This window comes from Acinetobacter harbinensis, assembly GCF_000816495.1.
Classification (GTDB): Bacteria; Pseudomonadota; Gammaproteobacteria; order Pseudomonadales; family Moraxellaceae; genus Acinetobacter; species Acinetobacter harbinensis.
In genome coordinates this window covers 461,547-487,572 of the sequence record NZ_JXBK01000001.1, presented here as the reverse complement: position 1 = coordinate 487,572, position 26,026 = coordinate 461,547, and the positions used below count along the sequence as shown (strand labels likewise).

Annotated in this window: 24 protein-coding genes; 14 read left to right on the top strand and 10 right to left on the bottom strand. The window is 42.6% G+C overall.

Annotated elements, in window-relative coordinates:
* Position 1 precedes the first annotated feature (1 nt).
* Both SE27_RS02290 and tviB read right to left on the bottom strand, forming a co-directional pair.
* A complete protein-coding gene (locus tag SE27_RS02290; RefSeq protein WP_039620499.1) occupies positions 2 to 1,801 on the bottom strand; it encodes an ABC transporter ATP-binding protein in 1,800 nt (599 codons plus the stop codon).
* Between the two features lie 163 nt (positions 1,802 to 1,964).
* Entirely contained in the window at positions 1,965 to 3,242 is a 1,278-nt protein-coding gene (tviB, locus tag SE27_RS02285; protein WP_039620498.1) for a Vi polysaccharide biosynthesis UDP-N-acetylglucosamine C-6 dehydrogenase TviB, read from the bottom strand.
* 338 nt (positions 3,243 to 3,580) lie between these two features.
* On the opposite strand from tviB, the gene SE27_RS02280 reads away from it, so the two are divergent.
* Genes SE27_RS02280 through SE27_RS02270 form a run of 3 tightly spaced genes read left to right on the top strand, consistent with a single transcriptional unit; the run spans position 3,581 to position 7,281 of the window.
* On the top strand, positions 3,581 to 4,645 hold the full coding sequence (locus tag SE27_RS02280) for a polysaccharide biosynthesis/export family protein (RefSeq protein ID WP_406564546.1): 1,065 nt from the start codon (positions 3,581 to 3,583) through the stop codon (positions 4,643 to 4,645).
* Positions 4,645 to 5,073, top strand: a complete 429-nt coding sequence (locus SE27_RS02275) for a low molecular weight protein-tyrosine-phosphatase (protein WP_039620496.1) — start codon at positions 4,645 to 4,647, stop codon at positions 5,071 to 5,073. The genes SE27_RS02280 and SE27_RS02275 overlap by 1 nt, the downstream gene beginning before the upstream one ends.
* 21 nt (positions 5,074 to 5,094) lie before the next feature.
* The gene (locus SE27_RS02270) at positions 5,095 to 7,281 is read left to right on the top strand and encodes a polysaccharide biosynthesis tyrosine autokinase (protein ID WP_039620495.1); all 2,187 of its coding nucleotides are present in this window, start codon (positions 5,095 to 5,097) and stop codon (positions 7,279 to 7,281) included.
* Between the two features lie 229 nt (positions 7,282 to 7,510).
* On the opposite strand, the gene SE27_RS02265 is transcribed toward SE27_RS02270, so the two are convergent.
* Positions 7,511 to 8,818, bottom strand: a complete 1,308-nt coding sequence (locus tag SE27_RS02265) for an RNA-guided endonuclease InsQ/TnpB family protein (RefSeq protein ID WP_039620493.1) — start codon at positions 8,816 to 8,818, stop codon at positions 7,511 to 7,513.
* Between the two features lie 59 nt (positions 8,819 to 8,877).
* Between SE27_RS02265 and tnpA the strand changes: the two genes are divergently transcribed.
* The 10 genes from tnpA to ahr all read left to right on the top strand — a co-directional run bounded on the left by tnpA (position 8,878) and on the right by ahr (position 16,110).
* Positions 8,878 to 9,276, top strand: coding sequence for an IS200/IS605 family transposase (tnpA, locus tag SE27_RS02260; protein ID WP_039620492.1), 399 nt, complete (start codon positions 8,878 to 8,880; stop codon positions 9,274 to 9,276).
* A 186-nt stretch (positions 9,277 to 9,462) separates the two neighbouring features.
* Positions 9,463 to 10,167 carry an FKBP-type peptidyl-prolyl cis-trans isomerase gene (locus SE27_RS02255; RefSeq protein WP_039620490.1) on the top strand — a complete coding sequence of 235 codons (705 nt, stop codon included), beginning with the start codon at positions 9,463 to 9,465 and terminating at the stop codon, positions 10,165 to 10,167.
* A gap of 49 nt (positions 10,168 to 10,216) precedes the next feature.
* Entirely contained in the window at positions 10,217 to 10,918 is a 702-nt protein-coding gene (locus SE27_RS02250; protein ID WP_039620487.1) for an FKBP-type peptidyl-prolyl cis-trans isomerase, read from the top strand.
* Between the two features lie 332 nt (positions 10,919 to 11,250).
* A complete protein-coding gene (locus SE27_RS02245) occupies positions 11,251 to 12,000 on the top strand; it encodes a dienelactone hydrolase family protein (RefSeq protein WP_039620485.1) in 750 nt (249 codons plus the stop codon).
* 70 nt (positions 12,001 to 12,070) lie between these two features.
* Positions 12,071 to 12,433 (top strand): HIT family protein, encoded by a 363-nt coding sequence (locus SE27_RS02240; protein ID WP_039620483.1) that lies wholly within the window; start codon positions 12,071 to 12,073, stop codon positions 12,431 to 12,433.
* Between the two features lie 131 nt (positions 12,434 to 12,564).
* Positions 12,565 to 13,599, top strand: a complete 1,035-nt coding sequence (gene mutY / locus SE27_RS02235) for an A/G-specific adenine glycosylase (protein ID WP_039620481.1) — start codon at positions 12,565 to 12,567, stop codon at positions 13,597 to 13,599.
* Positions 13,600 to 13,671: 72 nt separating this feature from the next.
* Positions 13,672 to 14,202: a M23 family metallopeptidase gene (locus tag SE27_RS02230; protein ID WP_148308910.1), complete on the top strand. Its 531-nt coding sequence runs from the start codon at positions 13,672 to 13,674 to the stop codon at positions 14,200 to 14,202.
* A 17-nt stretch (positions 14,203 to 14,219) separates the two neighbouring features.
* The gene (locus tag SE27_RS02225) at positions 14,220 to 14,465 is read left to right on the top strand and encodes a hypothetical protein (protein ID WP_039620477.1); all 246 of its coding nucleotides are present in this window, start codon (positions 14,220 to 14,222) and stop codon (positions 14,463 to 14,465) included.
* Between the two features lie 28 nt (positions 14,466 to 14,493).
* Positions 14,494 to 15,048, top strand: coding sequence for a DNA-3-methyladenine glycosylase I (locus SE27_RS02220; protein WP_039620475.1), 555 nt, complete (start codon positions 14,494 to 14,496; stop codon positions 15,046 to 15,048).
* A 39-nt stretch (positions 15,049 to 15,087) separates the two neighbouring features.
* Positions 15,088 to 16,110 (top strand): NADPH-dependent aldehyde reductase Ahr, encoded by a 1,023-nt coding sequence (ahr, locus tag SE27_RS02215; RefSeq protein WP_039620474.1) that lies wholly within the window; start codon positions 15,088 to 15,090, stop codon positions 16,108 to 16,110.
* On the opposite strand, the gene SE27_RS02210 is transcribed toward ahr, so the two are convergent.
* A complete protein-coding gene (locus SE27_RS02210) occupies positions 16,107 to 17,537 on the bottom strand; it encodes an aminotransferase-like domain-containing protein (RefSeq protein ID WP_039620472.1) in 1,431 nt (476 codons plus the stop codon). The two genes, ahr and SE27_RS02210, sit on opposite strands and share 4 nt — an antisense overlap.
* A gap of 91 nt (positions 17,538 to 17,628) precedes the next feature.
* Here SE27_RS02210 and SE27_RS02205 point away from each other — a divergent pair, with 91 nt between their 5' ends.
* Entirely contained in the window at positions 17,629 to 17,991 is a 363-nt protein-coding gene (locus SE27_RS02205) for a hypothetical protein (RefSeq protein WP_052251692.1), read from the top strand.
* Positions 17,992 to 18,140: 149 nt separating this feature from the next.
* On the opposite strand, the gene SE27_RS02200 is transcribed toward SE27_RS02205, so the two are convergent.
* From SE27_RS02200 to SE27_RS02175, 6 genes are all read right to left on the bottom strand, one after another.
* Complete coding sequence (locus tag SE27_RS02200; protein WP_039620470.1) at positions 18,141 to 18,785, bottom strand: SRPBCC family protein; 645 nt, start codon at positions 18,783 to 18,785, stop codon at positions 18,141 to 18,143.
* 57 nt (positions 18,786 to 18,842) lie between these two features.
* A complete protein-coding gene (dapB, locus tag SE27_RS02195) occupies positions 18,843 to 19,664 on the bottom strand; it encodes a 4-hydroxy-tetrahydrodipicolinate reductase (protein WP_039620468.1) in 822 nt (273 codons plus the stop codon).
* 254 nt (positions 19,665 to 19,918) lie between these two features.
* A complete protein-coding gene (dnaJ, locus tag SE27_RS02190; RefSeq protein WP_039620466.1) occupies positions 19,919 to 21,037 on the bottom strand; it encodes a molecular chaperone DnaJ in 1,119 nt (372 codons plus the stop codon).
* 106 nt (positions 21,038 to 21,143) lie between these two features.
* The gene (locus SE27_RS02185; protein ID WP_039620464.1) at positions 21,144 to 21,521 is read right to left on the bottom strand and encodes a hypothetical protein; all 378 of its coding nucleotides are present in this window, start codon (positions 21,519 to 21,521) and stop codon (positions 21,144 to 21,146) included.
* 144 nt (positions 21,522 to 21,665) lie between these two features.
* On the bottom strand, positions 21,666 to 24,818 hold the full coding sequence (locus SE27_RS02180; RefSeq protein WP_039620461.1) for an efflux RND transporter permease subunit: 3,153 nt from the start codon (positions 24,816 to 24,818) through the stop codon (positions 21,666 to 21,668).
* Complete coding sequence (locus SE27_RS02175) at positions 24,815 to 25,921, bottom strand: efflux RND transporter periplasmic adaptor subunit (protein WP_039620459.1); 1,107 nt, start codon at positions 25,919 to 25,921, stop codon at positions 24,815 to 24,817. Before SE27_RS02175 ends, SE27_RS02180 begins: the two co-directional genes overlap by 4 nt.
* Positions 25,922 to 26,026 lie beyond the last annotated feature (105 nt).

Here is a 26,026-nt window from a genome sequence, read left to right as displayed (position 1 = left end):
ATTAAGCATGTTCCGCCATTTTTTTAAATTTTAGGTTACTGTCTATAAGTTGCTGGTAAGTACCTTGATCAACAACTTTGCCTTGCTCCATAAGATAAATAATATCGCAGTTTTTCACCGTTTTTAATCGGTGTGCAATCATTACAATCGTTTTTTGACCACTCATTTCTTGGATAGCATCCATAATCACTTTTTCAGTGATACCATCCAATGCGCTTGTAGCCTCATCAAACACCAACACATTCGCTTGATTATATAACGCTCTAGCAATACCAATTCGTTGGCGCTGGCCACCAGACAGCTGAACACCACGTTCACCAACCTTGGTGTCTAAACCTTTAGGTAAGCTATTAACGAGTAAATCAAGATGAGCAAGCTTAATAGCTTGATTTAATTTATCTAAATCAATATCTTTATTATTTAAACCAAACGCTATATTTTGAGCAATAGTGCCTTCGCTTAAAAAAATACTTTGCGGTACAAAGCCTATGTGCTTTTGCCAAGCTTGCTTGTTGCTATGGTCAATGATTATATCGTCCAACATAAGTTGACCCATAGTTGGCTCAATTAAACCAAGCAGTAAGTCTATTGCTGTCGATTTACCTGAGCCTGATTCGCCTACAAAGCCAACAGTAGCTTTAATAGGTATTGCAATGTTTATGCCATTGAGCGCTGGATCTTTTTTATTAGGATACGTAAAACTTACATTATTAAATCGAATGTGACTGATTGCTGTTAAATCATTAGTAGCTGAAATAGGAGTTTTTTCGCTCTCTTCGGCTTTAGACGCCAGTAAATCTATTTTGATCGCATCGAAGGCAGCCGTGTTACCTTTAATTGAAGTAATACTAGCGTATATCTGCTGTAGCGCTGGTAAAAGTTTAAATCCTGCCAATGCATACACGGCCAATACAGGGAGAACTTGGCTCAATGCACCGTTATGCGTGGTGAGTAGTACTAAAACTAAACTAATTAATGCACCAAAAGCCAGCAACTCCATTAAGTAACGCGGTGCTTGGCTTAATGCGGTGTTTACACCTTGAGCGCGCGCAAGAACTCTTCCACTGTGTTCAAATTGCTCAACAAAATCATGATTGCGATTATAAAGCAATACGTCTTTAATACCGCCAAAACCCTCATTCATTAAACGGAAACGATCAGTTGATGCAGTTGATACATTTTCACCGTAGCGTGTAATACGCTTGCGTATGATTTTATAAACAATCATATACCCACTAACAAATAGTACAACACCTACAGTTGCTATCAGTGGATTATAAATAAAAATACCAACTGAAATAACTACAGCTAAAATAAAGCGGGCATTCATCTGGATCAACGGAAGAATAATAAAGTTTGTAACTCGCATAGATTCAGTAGCAATTTGCTTAGTTAACTGAGCACTGCTACCACAGGCGTGAAACAGCCAGTCTTGGTGCAGATAATAGCGATACAAACGATCGCCTATTTCTGTACCAACAGAAAAGGCAAATAAAGATAAGCGCCATGTAGTAATGATTGATAATATAGAGGCAATACTCAGCATTAAAAGAACAACAAGACCTGCTATAAATAAAAATTCTTTGTGAGTATCTACACCACTCGCTAAGTAAATCTTACTAAGCATTGCATTAGTTTCAAGTAGTTGCATATCTGCTACGAGGGCCATAAATGGTGCAATAGAAGCTATACCCAATAATTCCATAATAGCCATAAAAAAAACCATAACCTGCAAAGATAAGTAGCGTCGGCGCTGGCTAGGAGTTAATAAGGCAAACAGTTCTTTTGCTAAATGGAACATTATGTAATCTTTACTCTATTAAGTGGATTGTTGGCATAGTTAGTATTTCTAAGAACCAGACGCGTTCCAATAATTATCCAAATATTATGATGCTGGCAAATTTAGATAAATATTTAGTAATACTAGTTTTTCTCGAATGTTTAGTTGTCATAGTTAACAGTTGTTATAGACGTAAGTCTGAATCATCTTTTCCTAGAACATACTTTAGATCAACTAATACATGATTTATTTTACCTAAACCATGAAATTGTTGCGGTGACATTTCTTTAAACTGATCATGTGCTACAGCTAAAATAATTGCATCATAAGTATTTGGAACAAGTTCTGAAACTGGTGCCAAACCATACTCACGTTCTACTTCTTTAGAATCGACCCATGGATCATAAATATCTAAATCTAAATCATATTCTTTAAGCGCTTTTACCATATCAATAATTTTAGTATTACGAATATCTGGGCAATTTTCTTTAAAACTTAAACCCATGACTAAAATTTTAGAGCCTACTACTTGTATACGCTTTTTCACCATCTCTTTAATAAGCTGAGTTGCTATATATTCCCCCATACGGTCATTTAAACGACGTGCAGCCAGAATAATTTCAGGATGCAAACCAACAGACTGCGCTTTATGGGTTAAGTAATACGGATCAACCCCAATGCAATGACCACCCACCAAACCGGGGCGAAACGGTAAAAAATTCCATTTGGTACCCGCGGCTTTTAAAACATCTTCAGTATCAATGCCTAATTTATTAAAAATAAGAGCCAATTCATTGATTAGGGCGATATTGACATCACGCTGGGTGTTCTCAATCACTTTGGCGGCTTCAGCCACTTTAATACTCGGGGCTTGATGCGTACCGGCTTCAATCACCAAGTTATAGACTTGATCGACAAAATCAGCAATTTCAGGGGTCGAACCCGAGGTAATTTTTAAAATATTGGTCACACGGTGTAATTTATCACCCGGATTAATTCGTTCAGGGCTATAACCGGCAAAAAAATCTTGATTAAACTTTAAACCCGACTGTCTTTCTAAGACTGGAATGCAGACTTCTTCTGTGGCGCCGGGATAAACAGTGGATTCATAGACCACCACATCACCTTTTTTAAGCACTTGACCAATACTGGTGGAGGCTTTAATTAGTGGAGTTAAATCGGGTTGTTTAAAATCATCAATTGGTGTTGGAACGGTGACAATAAAAAAATTACAGTCTTTGAGTTCTGCTAAGTCTGCTGAATAGCTCAATTTACTGGCTTGTTTTAATTCTTCTGGAGATACTTCTAAAGTATGGTCTTGGCCACTTTTAAGCTCATCAATCCGTTTTTGATGAATATCAAAGCCAATCACGGGCACTTGTTTACCAAATTCAACTGCTAAAGGTAAACCAACATATCCTAAGCCAATGATGGCAATTTTCAGGTCAGAGAGCTGTAGCATGTGAACGCCTTATGTATAGATAATTTTATCAAGAACAAATCTTTTCGGCGCAGATACTAGCAGAAAATTTTGATTTTCTTATGATGCTTTTTGTCCAAAAACAGCAAAAAAAGGCAATATTGTATATATTGTGTGAAAAATCGATAATTTATTCGAAAATTTTAGTCTTTTTTATATTTTGTATAAATAAATTGTATAACAGCATGCATTGCTTACAATTTACTATATAAAGAAAAGATAACTTCGGTAAAATACCGGCAATTTAAAACGATTTTAAAATTTTTATCATGGGAATATGTGTGAAACATTTTAAACCGATCATTTTACTGTCTTTTATCATGGCAGCTAGCGGTTGTGCCGTAACCTCTGGTCTACAGACTTACGATCTTCCCACTGAAGGTGTCTATAAAACTGAATTGGGCACTTCGGTGAATGTGATTCAACTGACCCAAGACTCTTTGCTGGCAACGCAACCTGCAGTCCATAACATTCAACAAGAATATTCACACTTATTTAGCGCAAAACACCAGAGTTATCAACTCAGTTCTGGCGATATTTTATCGATTTATTTATGGGCTTATCCTGAAATTACACCACCGACCAATACCGTAAGCAATGAGCAAGCCATTCAAGCCAATGGCTACCAAATTGATCAAAATGGCTATATTCAATTTCCCATTATTGGCCGTTATAAAGCGGCAGGAAAATCCCTGCCACAGGTGAACCGCGAATTACGCGATCAACTGTCACGCTATTTAAAAACCCCAGACGTGATTGCTCGGGTGTTGTCTTATCAAGGACAACGCTATTCGGTACAGGGCAATGTCATGAAAGGTGGGCAATATTATTTAAGCGATCAACCGATTAGTGTCTATACCGCGTTAGGCATGGCCGGCGGCGTCAATGCACAGCAAGGCGACAATACCTTTATTACTTTGGTACGTCAGGGGCGCAGTTATAACTTAAATACCGTTGAGCTGGAAAAAGCTGGACTGTCTTTACACAACTTGCTGATTCAACCGAATGACACGCTGTATGTGAATAATCGCGAAAATCAAAAAGTCTATGTGATGGGTGAATCGGGTAAAAATCAATCCTTACCGATGCGTGATCAAGGCATGAGCCTGAGTGATGTGTTGGGTGAAAGCTTAGGGCTTAATCCCCTGTCCGCCAGTCGCAGTAAAATTTATGTGGTGCGTAGTCAAGCCAGTGGCGCGCATACCGAGGTCTATCATATCGATTTAAGCAGTATTGCCGACTTTGGTTTGGCCAATCAGTTTAAAATGCGCAGCAATGATATTGTGTATGTCGATGCCTCAGGTCTGGCACGCTGGCAGCGTGTGATCAATCAAATGATCCCATTCTCAAGTGTGGTCTATCAACTTGATAGTTTGGGTAAATAATGAATATTCAAAATATTTTAGTGGTCTGTATTGGAAATATCTGCCGCAGTCCAATGGCAGAATACCTGTTAAAACAACAGTATCCACAGTTGCATATCGAGTCAGCGGGTATTTCAGGCCTAAGTGGTCATGCCGCAGATGAAAAAGCACAACGCTGTATGCAGCGTTTGGGAATCGATATGCAGCCGCATTGTGCTAAAAAGTTGAATTTAGAACTGATTAAAAAAGCAGATTTAATTTTGGTGATGAGCCAAAATCAACAAAAACATATCGAACATACTTGGCCCTTTTCCAAGGGTAAAACCTTTCGCTTAGGGCATTGGCAAGACAAAAATGTGCCCGACCCGTATCAGCATGATCAAACCGTATTTGATGAGACCTGCATTTTGATTCAAAATTGCATTGCCGATTGGAAAAAATATATTTAACTTTAGAAAATTATTCAGATTATGAGCCAAAATAGCCAAACAGAAGACACCATTGACCTTAAGGAACTGTTTTTTTCCTTAATCGCGCAATGGAAACTTATCGCACTGTGCATGATCTTAAGTTTGATTTGTGCCTTACTTTACTTAAGAACCACGCCCGATACTTATGCAGTTGATGCCTTGGTTCAAGTGGAAGACTCCAAAGGCGCATCTGCCGCTTTGTTGGGTGATCTCTCCAGTATGATGGATCAAAAATCTCCCGCTCAAGCTGAAATTGAAATTTTAAAATCTCGCTTGGTGTTGGGTACGGTCATTGATCGCCTACATTTAGATTTAAAAATTTCTGCCACTGATGATTCCTTTTGGAACCGTTTATCGAAACGCCATCAATATGATGTGGTCTATTCTCAGCAATCGGCGCGCTTTAAAGACAATCAAAAAAGCTTTGATATACGTGAATTTGATATTCCGAGCGTCTTTAAAGACAAAGCCTTATTGCTTAGTTTTAAGCAAGGCAATTATAGCCTGACCAATAGCGCAACAGATCAAGTGGTTTTTTCTGCACCGCTTAATCAAAGCAGCACATTGCAGTCGGAATATGGCCTGTGGAAAGTGGCTATTTATAGTCAAGATCAGTTTGATCGTCGCTATATGCTGCAAAAACAAACGCTGCCTGCGGCGATGCAATCTTTGCTGGGTAATTACTCCGTAGCGGAAAAAGGCAAACTGACTGGTGTATTGGGACTGAATTATCAAGGGCATGATAAGCAGCATATTACCCAAGTGCTGAATGCCGTTTTAGTGGCCTATAACCAACAAAACATTGAACGCCGCTCTGCTGAAACGGCTCAAACCTTAGGCTTTTTAGAAGCTCAATTGCCGAAATTAAAGCAGCAATTGGATGTGGCTGAGCGTGAATTCAACCGTTTCCGTGAAAAATATAATACGGTCGATGTCACCAAAGAATCTGAATTGTATTTGACGCAAAGTGTTGCGCTAGAGACTCAAAAATCAGAATTAGAACAACGTGTTGCAGAAGCTTCGGCCAAATATACGGCTGAACATCCGGTGATGCAGCAAATGCAGGCGCAAGTGGCTGCGATTAACAAAAGAATTGCAGCGCTGAATGGTACGCTAAAACGTTTACCTGAATTACAACGCCAATATTTACAATTGTTCCGTGAAATTGAAGTCAAACAGCAGCTGTATACCGGTTTACTCAACTCTTATCAACAACTGCAAATCTCTAAAGCCGGTGAAATTGGTAACGTGCGGATTATTGATACTGCCGTTGAACCCATTAAACCGATTGCACCGAAAAAACTGCAAATTTTAGTGCTGGCACTATTCTTGGGTGCATTCTTGGGTACCTTATTGGCGTTGTTACGCAATATGCTGCGCTCTGGCATTAAAGACTCTAGCCAAATTGAAAATGAACTGGATTTACCAGTGTATGCCACCGTACCACGTTCAACAATTCAAGAAAGTCGCGTGCAACTGCTGAAGAAGAAAAAGAATATTCCCATTCTTGCGGTTAAAAATAGTGATGATATTGCCATTGAAAGCTTGCGTAGTATGCGCACCGCAATTCACTTTGCCTTAAGCAGTGCCAAGAATAATATTATTATGATTTCAGGACCAGCACCTGAACTGGGTAAATCTTTTATTTCCATTAACTTGGCCACTATTTTGGCGCAAAGCCAAAAACGAGTCTTGCTGATTGATGCCGATTTACGTCGTGGTTATATGCATAAATATTTTAATTACGATACTCAACCCGGCTTAGCCGAATACCTCAATGGGCAACAACCCTTAGAGAATATTGTACGCAGTACCGAAGTTGAGAACTTAAGTATTATGTCGCGCGGTAAGAGTCCAAGTAATCCATCAGAATTGCTCGGTACCGCTAAGTTTGCTGAAATGTTGCAAGATTTGTCGAGCCAATATGACCATATCTTGATTGATACGCCACCGGTGTTGGCCGTGACCGATGGTATTATTATTTCACAATATGCTGGGGTAAATTTAGTCATTGCGCGCTATGCCAAAACACAAATGAAAGAGCTTGAACTGACCATTAATCGCTTTGAACAAGCTGGGGTAAAAGTGAATGGCTTTATCTTAAATGATATTCAGCGTGAAGCAGGTGGTTATGGCTACGGCTATAATTATGCCTATGCGTATAAAGCGGATAAAAACAGTGATTAAATCTGCTTAATCCTCAAAAAAGCCAGTCGATCAACATCGACTGGCTTTTTTACTTTGAGTTCAAACCACTATTTAAGTCCACTCAAGATTAAAGCCAACAGTAAGAGCACTTAAATAGATAAACCGATGCAATTAAATTGTATTAATCATGTTTGAGCAATTGAACGCATTTTGACATACTCTCCCACTTTCGACTAGCTCAAGTGGGGGATTCTAAAAGCCAAAGCTCTTAGGCGACTTCCTTGCGGATTTCACTTGCTTTCTGCTTCACAGGGTGACCCTTACTGCATCCTCCCTCCACAGACAAAACGGTATGTCCCACCGCTAAAATGTTGCTTGATGCGTTTAAATCCGCATTCGCAACAAAATCACATGCGACACACTCAAACTTAGTCTGAGTTTGCCTATTTTCTTTTGCAATATGACCACAAGAGCTACACTTTTGACTTGTGTATCTAGGGTCAACCTTAACAAGCAAACCACCTCGCCATTTCTGCTTATAATCAAGCATACCAACAAGCATTGACCAACCTTGATCTAGGATTGATTTATTTAAGCCTGATTTGGCTTTAACATTTCGACCTTTATTCTCAAGTGTTCCGCTTGCTGATTTCGACATATTGGCTACTTTCAAATCCTCAACGACAATCATTGCGTGGCTTTTGCTGAGTGTTGTAGTGATCTTATGCAAGTAGTCATGCCGAATATTGGCAATATGATGATGCAATTTATTGATTTTTTGATTCAGTTTCTTCCAATTTTGGCTGAACTTGGTTTTCTTTCTCAGCTTCCGTTGAAGTTTAGCCAATTTAAATTGATTAGCTTTAAAACTATTCTTGGGCTCAAACACCTGCCCATCAGAAGTTGTGATTAATTTAGCAACACCTAAATCCACACCAATTGCAGATTTAGAGGGGTGAATTGGCATTTCAGTCAGTTCTTTTTCAGTGCAGAATGAAATATACCAACGTCCTGATACCTTGCTAATGGTCACATTTTTGATTGTGCCTAAAATGTCTTGTGATTTTCTAAATTTAACAACACCAACACCGTTAGGAAGCTTAAGTTTATTGCCTTTAATCCAACAGTATTTATCGAATTGAACAAGCCGAATCGAATCATAACCGTCTGATTTTTTCTTAAATCTAGGCATCAGTGGACGCAACTGAATTTCAGTACCGTCATTCAATTTAAAGAACTTAGGTTTCTTTGGTTTGCGCTTATTTTCTTTTAATCGAGCATGTTCTTTTGTGTCAAAAAACTTACCCCATGCCGAAGCAAGGTCACGTACTTTTTGCTGTAAGGAAACAGCATTTGAATGTAATGCTAGAAAAGCATATTCAGGATTCTTTTTCAGTACTGTAATCTTATTCACTAAATTTACTGCATTAATGTGTTCATTTCGAGCAAGCATTTCAAATGAAAGTACTAACATATGATTCCAAACAAAACGTGCAGAACCAACAAGATTGTTTAAAACAACCTCCTGATCCGCATTAGGCTCAAGCCTAAATTTATACGCTTTGTTAATCTTCATCAATGAGTGTGTATCTGCTAATATAGCGGTAATGTTACTATATAAAGCAAGTACTCTCAATGAGTGAGATATATAAAAACCGACATTCAGCCTTTAATTTGCATGTCCATCTAGTTTTCATCACAAAGTATCGCAAGAAAATACTAGGTGAAATACATCATCAATATTTTAGTGAGTGTGCTGCTGAAATATGCAAGGATTTTAATGCTGAATTAAAGGAATGCAACGGTGAATCCGATCACGTTCACATGCTAATTCAGTACCCACCAACGGTACAATTAAGCAAGTTGGTCAATAATTTAAAATCTGTAACAAGTAGAAGAATGAGAAATGAATTTTTAGATTTAAGGGGGAGTTATGCAAAACCTGTTTTATGGTCACGTTCATATTTTGCAGGGTCTTGTGGTGGTGCGCCTCTAGAAATAATTAAACAATACATTCAGAATCAGCAAGGTTAGAATCTGTAAAATTCACCTCCACCCTGGCTGTCGGCTGGAGTCCTCTTTCACCTTTAGATAGAATAAACGGCTTAATCAGCATATATTGCATATCTAGACAATAGCCCTTGCACAAAGCGTGTTCGACGGAAAAGTCTGCTAAAATTAAGGCAACTTTTTTAATATAAAATGAATGTGGGAACCCTCATGAGTAAAGCCTTACCGATTGCTGTCGCTGTTATTTTAGGCGCTGCTGCACTTGTACCTGTTTATTATGCCAGTCAAAACCCTGCTACGCTTGGCTCTAAAGCGGCAAAAAATGCTTCTGCGGTTGAAAAAATCAGTTATGCGCTGGGTTATGAAGTGGCCCATCAAACTCCGCCGGAACTGAATATTAATAGTTTTGTGACCGGTGTGCGTGAAGGTCATGCGCGTGGCAAACCGGCCTATAGTGAACAAGAGCTGCAACAAGCCTATGAGCAATTCCAAAAAGAAATGCAGCAAAAGCAAGTGCAACAAGCCGAACAAGTGCAAACAGTCAGTGATTCCTTCCTGACTGAAAATGCGAAAAAGCCGGGCATTCAAACCACAGCCTCGGGTTTACAATATAAAATGACCAAAGAAGGCACAGGTAAGCAACCTAGCGCCACCTCTATGGTTACGGTACATTACAAAGGCCAATTGGTCGATGGTAAGATTTTTGACAGTTCAATTGAACGTGGTGAACCGGTTGAATTCCCACTGAATCAAGTGATTCCGGGTTGGACCGAAGGCTTACAACTGATGAAAGAAGGCGGTAAAGCGACTTTTTATATTCCGTCACAACTCGGCTATGGTGAACAAGGCGTTCCGGGCATGATTCCAGCCAATAGCACGTTAATTTTTGATGTCGAACTGATCAAAGTAAAATAAAAATCCAAGGAGAGCCACTGCTCTCCTGCTTTATTTGGGGGATAACACCATGAAAACAGCCATCAGCATCGTATGTTTATGTGCATTGAGTAGCGTCAGTTTTGCGCAAACGATCAGTACAAACAGCAGCGTACAAGAGCAAGTGGGTTATAGTTTCGGTTATTTAATGGGCCGCAGCAATGCTGAATCGGTTAAAAATTTAGATTTAGATGCCTTTATGCAAGGCTTAAAAACGGCCGCAGACGGCAGTAAACCAGCACTGACCGATGAAGAAATGGCGCATATTTTAACGCAATATAAAAAACAAAGTGATGCTAAACAACTGATTGAGCTAAAACAAAAAGCCACCGCTAATGCTAAAATTGGTGCAGAATTTCTAGCAGCCAATGCTAAAAAATCCGGAATTCAGCGCACAAAATCTGGTTTGCAATATCAAGTGTTAAAAGCCGGTACAGGTTCATCACCCAAAGCCAACTCCTTGGTTAAAGTCAATTATGAAGGCCGCTTAATTGATGGCACCGTGTTTGATAGCTCGATTGCGCGCAACCAACCAGCCGAATTTCAAGTCAGCCAAGTGATTCAAGGCTGGACTGAAGGCTTACAATTAATGAAACAAGGCGCGCAATATCGTTTCTTTATTCCAGCAGAATTGGGCTATGGTCAAATTGGTTCGGGCGATGCCATTGAGCCCAACAGTACCCTCATTTTTGATGTTGAACTGCTTGAAATACTAGGTAAAGCACCCAAATAACGCGCTGTCATCCCTAAAATTATAAAGCTGTGAAAAGATTGCGAGTCAAATTGAGTTAGCTATGTGCTGATTAAATTGCACTGGCTTTTTTTCACTGGGCTTTAGTTAAATGCTGTGTTTATTTTTTAAATCCTCAATAGCCATATTGCATGCTTAAAAATAATCTTATTGAATCAGCCAGTTCTGCTTAAATAAAATGCGCTTAAAAGCCTGTTGCAATTTACTACCAATAATAGGCCGTCAACGTATAGGCATCTTGTACAATCATGAAAGATTGATCTTTTTATGTTTAAATCATTTTATTTTTTGCATGTCTAACAAGGATTGAATTCATGGCTTTAGCAATTCAAACACGCGAGATTCAATACAGCGCTGAAGATGGCACCACATTGATCGGCTACTTTGCCGCACCACAATCAGACACGCCTATCGCTGCTGTACTTGTTGCGCCAGAATGGTGGGGACGTAATGACTATACCGAACAGCGGGCGCGAGAACTTGCCGAACACGGTTATGCCGCCTTCGCAATCGACATGTATGGCGATAAAAAGACCACCACGGTGGCAACTCAAGCCAATATATGGATGACCCAAACCTTTGCCGATCCCGACACCATTGTGACTCGTGCGTCTGCAGCTTTAAAGACCTTGGCCGCACAACCTGAAGTAAATGCAGATAAACTGGCAGCAGTCGGCTTTTGTTATGGCGGTAAAGTGGTGCTAGATTTGGCCCGCTCGGGAGCACCGTTACAAGCGGTAGTTACCTTTCATGGCACCCTGACACCTAAAGCACCGGCACAAATGGGGCAAGTACAGGCAGAAATTTTAGTACTGCACGGCGAACTAGACAGCATGGTCACTTTAGATGATGTGGCTGCCTTTAAAGCCGAAATGTATGCTGCCAAAGTAGAACATGAAGTGATTGTATTTGCTGATGCCAAACACGGTTTTAGTAATCCATTGGCGAATGAACGTGCCAAAGCCAATGGGGTAGATTTGGGTTATAACGCAAATGCCGAACAACGGGGTTTGGCGGCCATGTATGCCCTATTAAACAGACGTCTAGCTTCAGACGTAGCGTAAATTTTATAAAATATTTCACTCTGCATTGATGGGATAGTTTTAAAAATTATATTTTAAAGAGGATAGAATAATGACTGAACATAACTGCGCATATTGCGACTTTGATGAATATGACATCATTGATAAAAATGACTTTGGGGTAATTTTACCTGAGCCGAATGCATTATCTAAAGGGCACTCAGTCATTATTCCCCTGCGCCATATCAGCTCTTTTTTTGATGTTACCGATAAAGAACGTAAAAGCTTACTGACCTTACTTGAGCTGGCACGACATGAATTACAACTGCGTCATCAGCCTTCAGGTTTTCATATTGGCTTTAATGATGGCACAGTATTTGGTGAAAAAGCAGCGCACTTACACATCCATATTATTCCACGCTATGAAGGTCAAAGCTTAAAACTGGATGAGCGTTGGGGCATGTTAAGCGGCTAATAAGCTGACCGCTATACAGTCATCCAGTGATTGAATAATGATGCTACGGCATCATTTTTTTATTATCGCTTGCCGCCCAGCAGCAGAGCATTTTCGTTATACTGCTGCTCTATTTTTAAGTTTTGGTTTATATGGCAGCGTTTTCTTTTGCAGATGCACTTTTGGACTGGTTTGATGTACATGGCCGGCATGACTTGCCGTGGCAAGTGGCAGATGACCCTTATACGGTGTGGGTCTCAGAAATCATGTTACAGCAAACCCAAGTTAAAACGGTGCTGCAATATTTTGAGCGCTTTATGCAGCGCTTCCCCACAGTACAGACTTTGGGGCACGCCAGTTGGGATGAGGTTGCACCGTATTGGGCCGGCCTTGGCTATTATGCGCGTGCGCGCAATCTACATAAAGCTGCTGCCATCGTGGCCAATAATGGCCATTTCCCCGAAACATTAGCACAGTGGATTGCCCTCCCCGGTATTGGCCCTTCCACCGCAGGGGCATTAATGTCACTGGGGTTACGTCAATATGGCGTGATTATGGATGGAAATGTGAAAAGGGTGTTGGCGCGTTTTTTTGCCATCGAAGATGATTTATCTAAACCGATTCATGAGCGTCTGCTGTGGCAGTTGGCTGAACAGTTATGCCCTATTGAACGTAATCATGATTACACCCAAGCCATTATGGATTTAGGTGCAACCATCTGTACGCCTAAAAAACCGCTGTGTTTATACTGTCCGATGCAGACACATTGCAAAGCCCATCAACAAGGTTTAGAGACGTTGCTACCGTTTAAAAAACCCAAAAAAGCAGTACCGATTAAATCAGCACAAGTGTTGGTGATTCAATGTGCTGATCAGTGGCTTTGGCAACAACGCCCACCGAGTGGATTATGGGGCGGTTTGTGGTGTTTACCGATTATTGAAGATGTAGCAGAATTTGAACTACTGTGCCAATCGTTGGGCTTAAAAAAATGTCTACAACGTGCCGCCATCAGCCACAGTTTTACCCACTTTACTTGGCAACTAGAGGCGCTGTGTTTTGTCATCGATCCTGAGCAACAACAGGCCGTTGCTTCAGCGCTTAGCGCGACTGGGTTAACGACACAAATTGCAACAGAAATGGGTATTCCCACAGCAATGAAAAAATTGATCTCTGCCCTAAAGTTGTGACATAGTCCAGCGGTGTAATTCAAAATATTTCAGCCAAATAGCATAGAAAAAGGATGAACCGTGCTGCGTTTTATGTTCACTCTCTGGCTTAGTTTTACTGTGCTATGGATTGCGGCATGTACCTCTAATCCTCAAAAACCTTCCAGTAGTGCCCTGCCTGCGGCAGAACTACAACGACTGAAAAACATGCCATTAAAATCGGCCTTGCCTATTCCGGTACAGCACATCAAAGCAGGTCAGTTAAGCGATACTTGGGCTGCCGCGCGTAGTCATGGTCGCCGGCATGAGGGCATTGATATTATGGCTCCACGTGGAACCAAAGTCTTTAGTGCCACCGAAGGTTTAATTGCCGACTTACGCAATAACAATTTGGGTGGTACAGTGGTCTGGATGATTGGGCCGGCCGGTAGTTGGCATTATTATGCACATTTAGATGGGCATAAACGCGGCTTAAAGGTCGGAGATTATGTCAAAAAAGGTCAGTTGATTGGCTATGTCGGCAACAGCGGTAATGCGCGTCATACTGCACCGCACTTACATTATGGTCTTTATCTTGACGGTAAAGGACGTGGTGTGGTCAATCCTTATCCGTATTTACGTTAATTTTTTAGGAACTATTCATGTCAGAAGCGTTGATCAATCGTCTGGTCGAATTTGCTGAATCAGGCAATCAACAAAAAATCGTTTTGAACGGCTCAAGCCATCAAGGCTGGGTGATGGAAATTAGCGAAGAAGCGCTTTTGATCAGCAGCGGGTTTGCCGAAAAAACTGGACAAGAGCAGTGGATGAGCTTTGCTGATTTATCCACTGCTGAGCTGTATTATTGGGATAACCAAAACGATCAATGGGTTGAATTTAAACTTTAAATTTCAGTCCTCAACAGGAGCCGCAAGCATGTCGATTTCACGCTGTACTTGGTGCTCCAATGATCCGCTGTATATCGCTTATCATGATGATGAATGGGGCAAAGCCTGTCGTGATGAAGCCTATTTGTTTGAGATGCTGTGTTTAGAGGCACAACAAGCCGGTTTATCTTGGATTACTGTGCTGAAAAAGCGTGACTGTTACCGCCAGCACTTCTTTCAATATTCCATTGCACAGATTGCACAATTTAGCGATGCAGAGTTACAACACAAGCAGCAAGATACTGGCCTGATTCGGCATTTGGCTAAACTGACCGCCATTCGTGACAATGCCATTGCTTGGCAAAGGTTAAAGCACGATCAGATCGATGTCAGCCACTGGCTGTGGAGTTTCGTCCAACAGCAAACCATTCACAATACTGTACTAGATTATCGTCAAGCCGCTACGCACACTGTGATCAGCACTACCTTGTCCAAAGCATTAAAAAAGAATGGCTTTAAGTTTCTTGGCCCGACCAGTTGTTATGCCTTTATGCAAGCAGTGGGCATGGTCAATGATCATGAAAATCATTGTGCGTTTAAATAAAGATATTCAATGGCGCACCTCATCATAAAAGGATTCACTATGAGCGATAATCTTATCCATGCCTATGCAGCGATGCGCGCGGGGGCAGACCTTGAACCTTATCAATTTGATGCCGGAGAATTAAAACCGCATCAAGTAGAAGTGCAAGTGGAATACTGCGGTTTATGCCACTCCGATGTTTCAGTGATTAATAATGAATGGCATTCCTCGGTTTATCCGGTGGTGGCCGGTCATGAAATTATTGGTACCATTCGTCAACTGGGTTCCGAGGCCAAAGGCTTAAAAGTCGGGCAACGTGTTGGTATAGGCTGGACTGCTGAAAGCTGTCAATTCTGTGATCCGTGTGTGTCAGGACAACAAGTGCTGTGTACCGGCCGACCAACCGCCACCATTGTCGGTCATGCTGGTGGTTTTGCCGATAAAGTCCGTGCTGGCTGGCAGTGGATTATTCCGTTACCAGAAGATTTAGACCCAGAAAGTGCAGGTCCACTGCTGTGTGGGGGAATTACCGTATTTGATCCGCTTTTAAAACATCAAATTCAAGCCACCCATCATGTGGGCGTAATTGGCATTGGCGGCTTAGGTCATATGGCCATTAAACTGCTTAAAGGTTGGGGCTGTGAAATTACGGCCTTTACCTCAAATTTAGATAAAACCGATGAGCTTAAAGCCATGGGTGCAGATCATGTGGTAAATAGTCGTGATGGCGCAGCCCTGAAAGCGCAACGTGGCAAACTGGACTTATTGCTTAGCACCGTTAATGTTACATTAGATTGGCCGGCTTACTTAAATACACTGGCACCGAATGGCACCATGCATATGCTGGGCTTGGTGTTAGAGCCGATGAAAATTTCTGCCGGTACGTTAATTGGTGGGGCAAAATCGATTAGCGGCTCCCCGACAGGTTCACCTGCGGCATTACGTCAGCTGTTAAAATTTGCAGCACGTAAAAATATTGCACCGCAAATTGAGTTGTATCCGATGTCAGAGGTCAATGCAGCTTTAGAGCGTCTACATTCAGGTCAAGCGCGTTACCGCATTGTGTTAAAAGCGGATTTTTAACCCCGCCTTAATATATTGATTTTTTTACGTGTCCAATCTGCCAAGAGATCAATCGCTTGGCAGATTTCTACTGAAAGCTTATGTCCTGCATTGAGCCGAATATAATTTTTATAGCGCTGATCTTCACCAAATACCTCACCCGGCACAATATTAACCCCCTGTTGCTGCGCATAACGATACATCTCTAAGCTGTCAATTTCTTCGGGCAATTGGAGCCATAACGCATAACCACCTTGTGGCTGAGTCAACGCAATCGCCACTGTATCGAAAGCTGAAATAATATACTGACGATACTGTTCAACTTGTCGCAGCAGAACCGGTCTTAATGTATTGATATGCTCACGATAAGCACGACTATAAATCAAATCGGCCAAGCCCAATTGTAAAGGGGTATTTACCGACACATTCAACATAGTAATTTTTGCGCGCAAATGCTGTAAACGTGCATTCAGACAAAACCAACCGAGACGATATGCCGGCGATAATGATTTAGACACCGAACCACAATAAACCACATAGCCCTGTTGATCCCAATGCCGAATCGGTAAAGGCCGCTTAAAGTCATAGCCACATTCAGCATAGATATCATCTTCAATGACATAGCATTGATACTGGGTTGCCAGTTGGGCAATTTTTTCTTTTTCAGCATGACTTAAACAAAAGCCCAAAGGATTTTGATAGTTGGCCGTCAGCAAACAGACCTTTGCACCAGAATTTTGCATGGCCTGTTCTAAACGCACTAAATCAAAACCTTGATCCGTTGCAGGAATTTCCACAATTCGACGCTTTAGAGCTGCTAACAGTTGTAGTTGCCCATTAAAATTCGGCGTAGGAACAATAATACTGTCGCCTATTTCAGTCAGGCTTTGAATCATCACTGATAATGCCGGCATACAGCCGTTGCTGATATAAATATCCTCTTTGGCAATATAGAAACCATCTTCTGCCCAATGCTCAGATAAGGCTTCTCTTAAGCGAATATGTCCTTGTTTATCACTATATAAAAAATCCTCTGGTTTACTGTGTTTCAGTGCACGCTGTATCGAACGGCGTAACGTGACGACTGGAACTAAATCAGGAGAGATTTGAATTGCGCCCAAATGAATTAATTTATTATTGATGGAGGCCTGTTGAATCTCTATTTGTAAGTCTAAATTTGAAACATCGCGGGCGATGGAAGCAAAATCACGATGCTTAGGCAGTTGCGTTTGACGCGGCTTGGCTTTAATAAAATATCCAGACTTCGGTTTAACCTCAATTAAACCTTGCGCCTCTAAAAGTGCATAGCAACTTTGCGCAGTATTTAAACTAATCTGATGCTGCTGTGCAAATTGTCTTAATGAATTCAAGCGCTGCCCTTGTACCAACTCACCACGATAAATCTTTTCTGCCAATTGCTGAGCGAGTCTTTGATACTGAAAGTGCATAACTGTACTCATTTTTTAAAAATAGTTGTCTCTGTATGCCAATATAAACTAACTCTAAGCTAGTGACATCATATTCATTCAGTCTAAACAGATGAAAAAAATAACTTTATACATCAGCCTAATTTTCTTAAATGCCTGTCAACCGGTACAATCCATTGCTGCTCAGCAGCAAAATTTCGTCTGTAAAGCCCTGATTGAAGGCTATTTAAAAGCGCAACAATTCAATAATTTTGAACTGCGTAAAGAAAAGCGAGAAGAGCTCAATAGCACAGACCAAATCACTTATCTATATTGGCAAGCAACTCTAAGCACAAGGATGCTCGGGATTCCTAAACCGGCTGAACTTACATTTCAGTGTCAACGAATCAGCAGCCAGCATTACCGTATCCAATCATTAGATGCCAGCGCAAAAGTTACCCCCTTATTTACCATTCATTTGCCAGAAAGCCGTTGATACCTCGACCACACATCTCAATATCGGATATTCAATAAAGCGGTCAAGGCATTTAAAGCGATCATTTTTATTGTTAGGATCGCTATGCTTGTTTTAAGTCCTAAAAAGAAAGCCTAAAAAAGCCCACACACTGTGGGCTTTTTTAGGCTTTAGCGCACTGCTTCTGGTAGCAAAACTGGCCCTGAGGGTTTGGCCAGCTCAATCCTCATTTTCTGTAGCATCTGATAGGGCTGCTGCTGCACAAACATATTCACAAAGCCAACGGGAATGGCGCCTTCAGGATTGGCATAACCAGAGGTTGAAACTTTGACTTTATTCGGGGCTAATTTTTGAAATGTCCAATCGCCTACATATTCGGTTAAGCGAATATAGTCCGGATTTTTGGCATAGCCTTGATTGACTGCTTTATTTTTAATCCGAATCAAACCCGAGGCATCTTTCACTATTTTACTGTGAACCAGCACATCGCGGTCTTTCAGTGGAAAAGGAAAATCCAGCACCATATACAATAAAGATTCGCCTTTTTGGCTATCGCTAGACAGCACTTTCACACGGCCCATATACGGCACCCACTTCACGGCTTGATCGACATCCAAAATTAACGCCACGGCTTTTTCTAAGGAGCAGTCATAGATGGTTTCCGCTTGATATTGCAACACCGGATTTTGACTATTTTGATAGGTCCAAACTTTAATATTGTGTTTATCAATACTCAGTTTGGCATGTTCAAACGGCGCGGCATGTGCTGAAGCAATAAGTGCCGCAGTACATGCCATTAAGATCATTTTCTTCATTTTCTATACTTCTTATTTTAGTTTTATTTTATCTTGATCTCGTAACTTGCTTAAGGTCTATACTTTAATCTCATTAAAGCCCAGTACATCTTTCATATCATATTTACCCGCTTCACGTCCCACCACCCATGCTGCGGCACGAATTGCACCTGAAGCAAAGTTCATGCGGTTGCTGGCTTTGTGTGTGACTTCGACCCGTTCGCCATCGGCAATAAACATCACGGTATGTTCACCGACAATATCGCCACCTCGAATGGTTTGAAAACCAATACTTTGACGATCGCGCGCGCCGGTATGTCCTTCACGGCTATACACGGCCACTTCTTTTAAGTCGCGGCCCAAGCTCTCTGCAATGGCTTCACCCATCATCAATGCCGTACCTGAAGGCGCATCAACTTTATGACGATGATGTGCTTCAATCACTTCAATATCGACGCTATCACCAAAGACTTTTGCCGCCAACTCTAATAATTTAATCGAGACATTCACCCCAACAGAATAATTGGCGGCATAGACCACCGGTGCATGCGTGGCACTTTGCGCTAGTATGGCTTTTTGTTGGTCATTTAAGCCGGTGGTGCCAATCACGATGGCCACGCCTGCTTCACGGCATAGTTTTAAATGCTCAATTGTGGCGGCCGGTGCCGTAAAATCCACCACCACATCACAGTCTTTGAGTACCTGTTTTAAATCCCCGACCACTTTCACACCCAGTGTGCCAATACCTGCTAACTCACCGGCATCTGTGCCGATCAAGCTACTTTCAGGGCGTTCAACCGCAGCGGCCAACGAATAACCGGCGTCATGAACGGCTTGAATGAGGATGCGTCCCATCCGACCGCCGGCACCCAATACAGCAATACGTGGAGCTGCTGACATAACATATTCCTCATGTTGTTTTTTAATTGTGCTTACTATAGCAAAACTCTGTAGTTCGGCTAGGTTTCGGCGCTAAATATTTGCGTAAAATCCGGCCCTTTCAATATGCTGGTTACCTTGGTTTATCTTCATCATAGAGCAACAGCTAAAAGCATGCTCCAGACTGAGTCCATCAAAATAAAAGCCATTAATAAGCATAAAAAAGGGAGAATATGACTATTCTCCCTTTTTGACACTAGATCGCGCTGAATAACTTAATCAAACAAACCAAAGAATGATTTTTTCTTCGGAGATGATTTACTGTCATCGCCATCCATGGTCTCTTGCAATTCTTTTAACAACTCACGTTGACGTGCAGTTAAATGTACTGGCGTTTCCACCACAATACGGCAGAGTAAATCGCCCTGCATACTGGTACGTACCGGTTTAACGCCTTTGCCGCGTAAACGGAACATTTTACCAGTTTGTGTGCCTTCAGGAATTTTTAAACTCACCCGACCGTCTAAGGTTGGAATTTGAATTTCTTTACCTAAAGCAGCATCAGCAATGCTGACCGGCACATCCATATACAGATCGGCACCGTCACGTTGGAAGATTTCATGCTCACGCACCACCACTTCAACGTATAAATCGCCCGCTTCACCATCACGAATGGCTTGACCTTTACCGGTTAAGCGTACGCGATCGCCATTGTCTACCCCTGCTGGGATAGTCACTTCAAGCGTTTGTTGACGATCCATCACGCCAGAACCATGACATTTTCCACATGGGTTCTTGATGATCTGACCTTGACCACGGCACGTGCTACAGGTTTGCTGTACAGAGAAGAAACCTTGTTGCATACGCACTTGGCCTGCACCATGACAGGTTGGGCAGGTTTGAACATCTTGCGGGTTTTTAGAACCTTTACCGTCACAGGCATCGCATGACGCAGGTGCGGTAAAAGTAATGTTCTTTTTCACCCCATGCACCGCTTCTTCAAGCGTTAAGTCCATGACGTAGCGCAAATCTGATCCGCGACGCGCTGCTCGTTGTTGACCACGACCACCGCCGCCGCCAAAAGCGCCACCAAAGATATCGCCAAACTGGCTGAAAATATCTTCGGCACTAAAGCCACCACCGCCAAAGCCGCCGCCACTTCTGCCGCCTTCAAAGGCATTGTGCCCCATGCGGTCATACATGCTGCGTTTTTCGCTGTCGGATAAAATTTCGTAAGCTTCAGCAGCTTCCTTAAATTTATCTTCGGTTTCTGGGTTGTCTGGGTTACGATCTGGATGATATTTCATCGCCAACTTACGGTAGGCTTTTTTAATTTCATCATCACTAGCGGTTTTAGCGACGCCCAAAACCTCATAATAATCACGTTTAGCCATATCTGGCGATGCTCCTCACGGAATTTATTTAATACTGAACTGTGCACAGAAATTGGGGGTGAATGAAAACTTTACAAGGGCAATGCAGTAAAAAAGTTGAATCAGGCTAGAAAACGGCTTTATTTTTGCAAAAACGAATTAGGCCCTTTAGCCAAGCATTGAGTAGAAACAAAAAGGCAATCAGACTAAACACCACACCGGCCACCGTACAACCGGTTACCCACAGTGCGCTGTTCCAAGTAAAGAAAATCAGCGGAATAAACCACAGTCCAGCAAAACAAATTAAAATAGTATAAATCATGGTATTACGCATCACCCAAAAGGCCTGCGATTGTAGCCATACTTCTGCATTTTCAGCTTGGCTGACCTTTCGGGCATAGCCATACGCCAATAATCCACTAATCACCGTAAATAGAGCGAAAAACATGAAGACATAGGAAATCGCAATAGAACGGCGAAGTCGGCTTAAGTTGTCTTGCTTCATGTGCGTTTTAACCCCATTTACTGCATGTTTAGTTTTTTAATCTGCAATAATTTACTTTATCAAAATGTATAAAATTATCAGCTGCTACTATATTGAAATTTTCACTGTTTCGCACCTGATAATTCTTAAAAAATAGAGAAAAAATTAAGCATTTTGGCTATTTTTTTTCACTTTAAACCATTGCGCATATAATGCTGGCAAGAAGAACAGCGTCAGTAATGTCGCGACAATCAAGCCGCCCATAATCGCCACCGCCATCGGGCCAAAGAAAATACTGCGCGATAACGGAATCATCGCCAGTACTGCAGCAGCGGCCGTCAATACAATTGGCCGACAACGCCGCACGGTGGCATCTAAAATGGCCGTCCATGGGTCGTGTCCGGCCTGAATATCCTGCTCAATCTGATCAATCAAGATTAACGAGTTGCGCATGATCATGCCCGAAAGTGCAATCGTGCCCAACATAGCCACAAAACCAAAGGGTTTATGAAATAATAACAGGAACAATACCACGCCAATCAAGCCCAAAGGTGCGGTTAACAAAACAATTAAGGCCCGCGAGATACTTTTTAACTGAATCATCAACAAGGTAATCACCACTGCCAAGAACATTGGCATACCGGCATTGACTGAATTTTGACCACGTGCTGACTCTTCTACCGTACCGCCCACTTCGACCAAATAACCACTGGGCAATTCCGCACGGAGTTGCTCAATCTGTGAGGATAATTCTCCGACCACCGTGGCCGGTTGTAATGTACTGCGAATATCGGCACGCACAGTAATGGTGGGTAAACGGTTACGATGCCAAATCAAGCCATCTTCAAAGCCATATTCAATTTTGGCAATTTGCGCCAGTGGCACAGAGTTGCCATTGCTGGTCGGTACAGCCAAACTGGATAATGATGCCACATCTAATCGTTCTGCATGCTCACCGCGTAAACGAATTTCAATCAATTCACGTTTATCGCGATATTGATTGATAGTGGCACCGCTAATTGAGCTATTTAAAAAGTTGGCCAAATCGACACTCGAAACCCCCAATTGACGGGCACGGTCTTGATCAATATTGAGCTGAATTCTTTTGCTTGGCTCGCCCCAATCTAAATGTACATTACTGCTGTTGGGATTATCGCCCACCACAGCGGCCACTTTTTGCGCCCAATGCCGCACCAAGTTTAAATCTTCACCCGAGACCCGATATTGCAAGGGATAACCCACCGGTGGGCCATTTTCCAGCAATGACACGCGGGTTCGAACCGCGGGCAACAATTGACGAATTTTCTGATCTAAAGATTGACGCAATGCATCACGGTCTTCTAATGACGATGCCAAGACCACGAATTGCGCAAAGCTGGCTTGCGGTAATTGTTGATCCAGCGGTAGATAAAAACGTGTTGAACCGGTGCCAACATAGGCCACATAGTTGTCAATGCCAGTTTGCGTGGATAAGAATTTTTCCACTTGTTTTACCGCATGTTCGGTGGCGGTTAACGAGGCCCCTTCTTCCAATTTTAAGTCGACCAAAATTTCAGCACGATTGGACGGCGGGAAGAATTGCTGCGGCACCAATTTAAACATCAACACCGAGAGTACAAAAATCGCCACGGTACTGGCAATCACGGTTTTACGGTAGGTTATACAGCTATTCACCACAGTTCTAAATTTTTGATAAAACGCTGTTTGATAAGGATCATGTTGCGCATTATGTGCAGCCATCCGCGGCGGTGCAGGCTGTTTACGCATACGCGCCCATAAGCGCTGATACCACGGTGCTTGTTGCGCGGCATGATTGATATCCGGCAGCAGTTTATCGCCTAAATACGGCACAAACAGCACGGCGGCAAACCAAGACACGATTAAGGCAATGGTCACCACTTGGAAAATCGAACGCGTATATTCACCGGTGCTCGAGGCTGCGGTGGCAATCGGTAAAAAGCCGGCCGCAGTAATTAAAGTGCCGGTTAACATCGGAAAGGCAGTGGTTTTCCACATCGCGCCGGCAGCAGCTAAACGACTATAGCCCTGCTCCATTTTTATCGCCATCATTTCAATGGCAATAATGGCATCATCCACCATCAGGCCGAGGGCTAAAATCAGCGCGCCCAAGGAGATCTTATGTAAACCGACATCAAATAAATGCATACCGGCAAAGGTCAGGGCCAAGACCAAGGGAATGGAAAATGCCACCACCAAACCCGGACGAAAGCCCAAAGAAAAGAAACTGACCAATAAAACGATAATCACCGCTTCGGCCAGTACTTTCATAAATTCATTGACGCTACGTTTAACCGCCACCGGTTGATCGGAGACTTTTTGCAGCTGCATGCCTAAAGGCAAACTGGTTTGTAAGCGTGCAAACTCGGTTTCTAGGTTTTTACCCAAGGCCAGAATATCGCCGCCTTTACGCATGGAGACGGCAATACCAATGCCATTTTCACCCATAAAGCGCATGCGGGGCTGCGCAGGTTCACTAAAGCCGCGATAGACCTCGGCCACATCGCCCAATTGAATGGTTTTTCCGCCCACCAAGAGTGGCATTAATTTAAGTTCATCGACACTTTGTAGTGCGCCACTGACGCGCATTTGAATACGATCACTGCCCGTTTCAAAAAAGCCGGCATTGGCAATGCTGTTTTGCTGTTGTAAAGCCTGTTGAATGGCGCTGATCGGGATGCCCAGTTGTGCAGCTTTGGTGTTTGATAATTCAATCCAAATTTTTTGATCTTGCAGGCCAACCAAATTAACCTTGCCGACATCTTTGACCCGTTGCAGTTGCAGTTGCAAACGATCGGCATATTCTTTGAGCAGTGCATAATCATAATCTGCGCCAGTCAAGACATAAATATTGCCAAAGGTATCGCCAAATTCATCATTAAAAAATGGCCCTTGTACACCGCTGGGCAGTTGCCCCTTGATGTCATTGACTTTTTTACGAACTTGATACCAAACATCGGGAATTTGACTGGAACGCAGGGAATCTTTGGCGACAAAAGTCACCATGGATTCTCCGGGGCGAGAGAACGCCATAATGCGCTCATAACTGCCGGTGCTCATCAGTTCTTTTTCAATCCGGTCCGTGACCTGTAACGAGACTTCTGCTGCACTTGCCCCCGGCCAATAGGTCTGCACCACCATAACTTTAAAGGTAAATGGTGGGTCTTCGCTTTGCGCCAGTTTAGAATAAGACACCATACCGACAATGGCCAACAACAACATGAAGTACAGCATCAGGCCGGTATTTTTTAACGCCCATTCCGACAGATTATAATTCGAGGCTGATTTATTTTGCTTCATCGTGAAGCTCCAGCGCTCATAGTTACGGCACGATTTTCACGATCAATTGGCTGAATTTTTTGTTTTTCACGCAGCAAATGCACCCCGCCAATCACCACATAATCTTGTGGCTGTAAACCGGATAAAATCGGCACACTGTCACGGCCATAGGCGCCGACAGTGACCGGCACCTTATGCACGGTGTGGTCTTTTTGCACCACCCAAACATAGGCTTGCTGATCATTGGCCGATACACTCGATAGCGGCACACTTAACACATTGTTCTGCGTTTGATTAAAAAATACGCGCGCACTTTGTCCCAATTGAATCACCGCGCTGCCTTCACGTAGTGCCACTTTGACACTAAAAGTGCGTGACTGATCGGCTGCAGGTGAAATTTCACGCACATAGGCGGCAAATTTTTCCTCTGATTTAGACCACAACGTCACCCACGCCGCTTGCCCGACTTTAATCTCGCCAATAGCTTGCTCAGGGATACCAATCACCACATCACGATCGCCCGCAATCGCCAGTTGATAGGCTGCTTGACCGGCGGAGACCACTTGGCCGACTTCAATATTACGTGCGGTAATTACGCCATTTTTATTGGAGATCAGTTGGTTATAGCCGGTTTGATTACGGCTGACCGCATAATTGGACTGCGCTTGTTTTAATGCCGATAACGCCGCTTGATATTGATTGTCGACGGCCTCGTATTGCGAACGACTCACCGCATGGCTTGGCAGTAATTCTTTAAAGCGTTTCAGTTCACTCTCTGCATTTTTAACCGCAGATTGTGCATTTTCCACTTGCGCGCTGGCAGCATTGAGTTGTAGCTGTGCATCTTTTACATCCAGTTTTGCCAGCACCTGCCCGACTTTCACCTGATCACCCACATCGACATAGCGCTCAATCACTTGTCCGGCCACCCGAAAAGCCAAGGCAGTTTGTTGCCGCGCTTGTACATCGCCGGCATAACTTTTTTGCTCGTTGTCGCTACGATTGGGCTGTGTCACCATCACCAACGGCGTCGCAGCCGTTTCGTGGGTCTCTTTACTGCATCCCCATAAGCTGATGCCACAAACGATCAGCAGACTGACCGCCTTGCTCTTTATCCTGCTCATCCAGTTCGCTCTTATTTAAAAATGTTTTTTAGGGCAAAATAAACAATATCTTCAATTGACTATTTTTTAATTAATATACTGTCGGGTACATTAATTACAAGCCAA

Bases quoted from the DNA above. Each gene is read 5' to 3' on its own strand.
- SE27_RS02290 (WP_039620499.1), bottom strand. From the start codon at position 1,801: ATGTTCCATTTAGCAAAAGAACTGTTTGCCTTATTAACTCCTAGCCAG.
- tviB (WP_039620498.1), bottom strand. From the start codon at position 3,242: ATGCTACAGCTCTCTGACCTGAAAATTGCCATCATTGGCTTAGGATAT.
- SE27_RS02280 (WP_406564546.1), top strand. From the start codon at position 3,581: ATGGCAGCTAGCGGTTGTGCCGTAACCTCTGGTCTACAGACTTACGAT.
- SE27_RS02275 (WP_039620496.1), top strand. From the start codon at position 4,645: ATGAATATTCAAAATATTTTAGTGGTCTGTATTGGAAATATCTGCCGC.
- SE27_RS02270 (WP_039620495.1), top strand. From the start codon at position 5,095: ATGAGCCAAAATAGCCAAACAGAAGACACCATTGACCTTAAGGAACTG.
- SE27_RS02265 (WP_039620493.1), bottom strand. From the start codon at position 8,818: ATGAAGATTAACAAAGCGTATAAATTTAGGCTTGAGCCTAATGCGGAT.
- tnpA (WP_039620492.1), top strand. From the start codon at position 8,878: ATGAGTGAGATATATAAAAACCGACATTCAGCCTTTAATTTGCATGTC.
- SE27_RS02255 (WP_039620490.1), top strand. From the start codon at position 9,463: ATGAGTAAAGCCTTACCGATTGCTGTCGCTGTTATTTTAGGCGCTGCT.
- SE27_RS02250 (WP_039620487.1), top strand. From the start codon at position 10,217: ATGAAAACAGCCATCAGCATCGTATGTTTATGTGCATTGAGTAGCGTC.
- SE27_RS02245 (WP_039620485.1), top strand. From the start codon at position 11,251: ATGGCTTTAGCAATTCAAACACGCGAGATTCAATACAGCGCTGAAGAT.
- SE27_RS02240 (WP_039620483.1), top strand. From the start codon at position 12,071: ATGACTGAACATAACTGCGCATATTGCGACTTTGATGAATATGACATC.
- mutY (WP_039620481.1), top strand. From the start codon at position 12,565: ATGGCAGCGTTTTCTTTTGCAGATGCACTTTTGGACTGGTTTGATGTA.
- SE27_RS02230 (WP_148308910.1), top strand. From the start codon at position 13,672: ATGTTCACTCTCTGGCTTAGTTTTACTGTGCTATGGATTGCGGCATGT.
- SE27_RS02225 (WP_039620477.1), top strand. From the start codon at position 14,220: ATGTCAGAAGCGTTGATCAATCGTCTGGTCGAATTTGCTGAATCAGGC.
- SE27_RS02220 (WP_039620475.1), top strand. From the start codon at position 14,494: ATGTCGATTTCACGCTGTACTTGGTGCTCCAATGATCCGCTGTATATC.
- ahr (WP_039620474.1), top strand. From the start codon at position 15,088: ATGAGCGATAATCTTATCCATGCCTATGCAGCGATGCGCGCGGGGGCA.
- SE27_RS02210 (WP_039620472.1), bottom strand. From the start codon at position 17,537: ATGCACTTTCAGTATCAAAGACTCGCTCAGCAATTGGCAGAAAAGATT.
- SE27_RS02205 (WP_052251692.1), top strand. From the start codon at position 17,629: ATGAAAAAAATAACTTTATACATCAGCCTAATTTTCTTAAATGCCTGT.
- SE27_RS02200 (WP_039620470.1), bottom strand. From the start codon at position 18,785: ATGAAGAAAATGATCTTAATGGCATGTACTGCGGCACTTATTGCTTCA.
- dapB (WP_039620468.1), bottom strand. From the start codon at position 19,664: ATGTCAGCAGCTCCACGTATTGCTGTATTGGGTGCCGGCGGTCGGATG.
- dnaJ (WP_039620466.1), bottom strand. From the start codon at position 21,037: ATGGCTAAACGTGATTATTATGAGGTTTTGGGCGTCGCTAAAACCGCT.
- SE27_RS02185 (WP_039620464.1), bottom strand. From the start codon at position 21,521: ATGAAGCAAGACAACTTAAGCCGACTTCGCCGTTCTATTGCGATTTCC.
- SE27_RS02180 (WP_039620461.1), bottom strand. From the start codon at position 24,818: ATGAAGCAAAATAAATCAGCCTCGAATTATAATCTGTCGGAATGGGCG.
- SE27_RS02175 (WP_039620459.1), bottom strand. From the start codon at position 25,921: ATGAGCAGGATAAAGAGCAAGGCGGTCAGTCTGCTGATCGTTTGTGGC.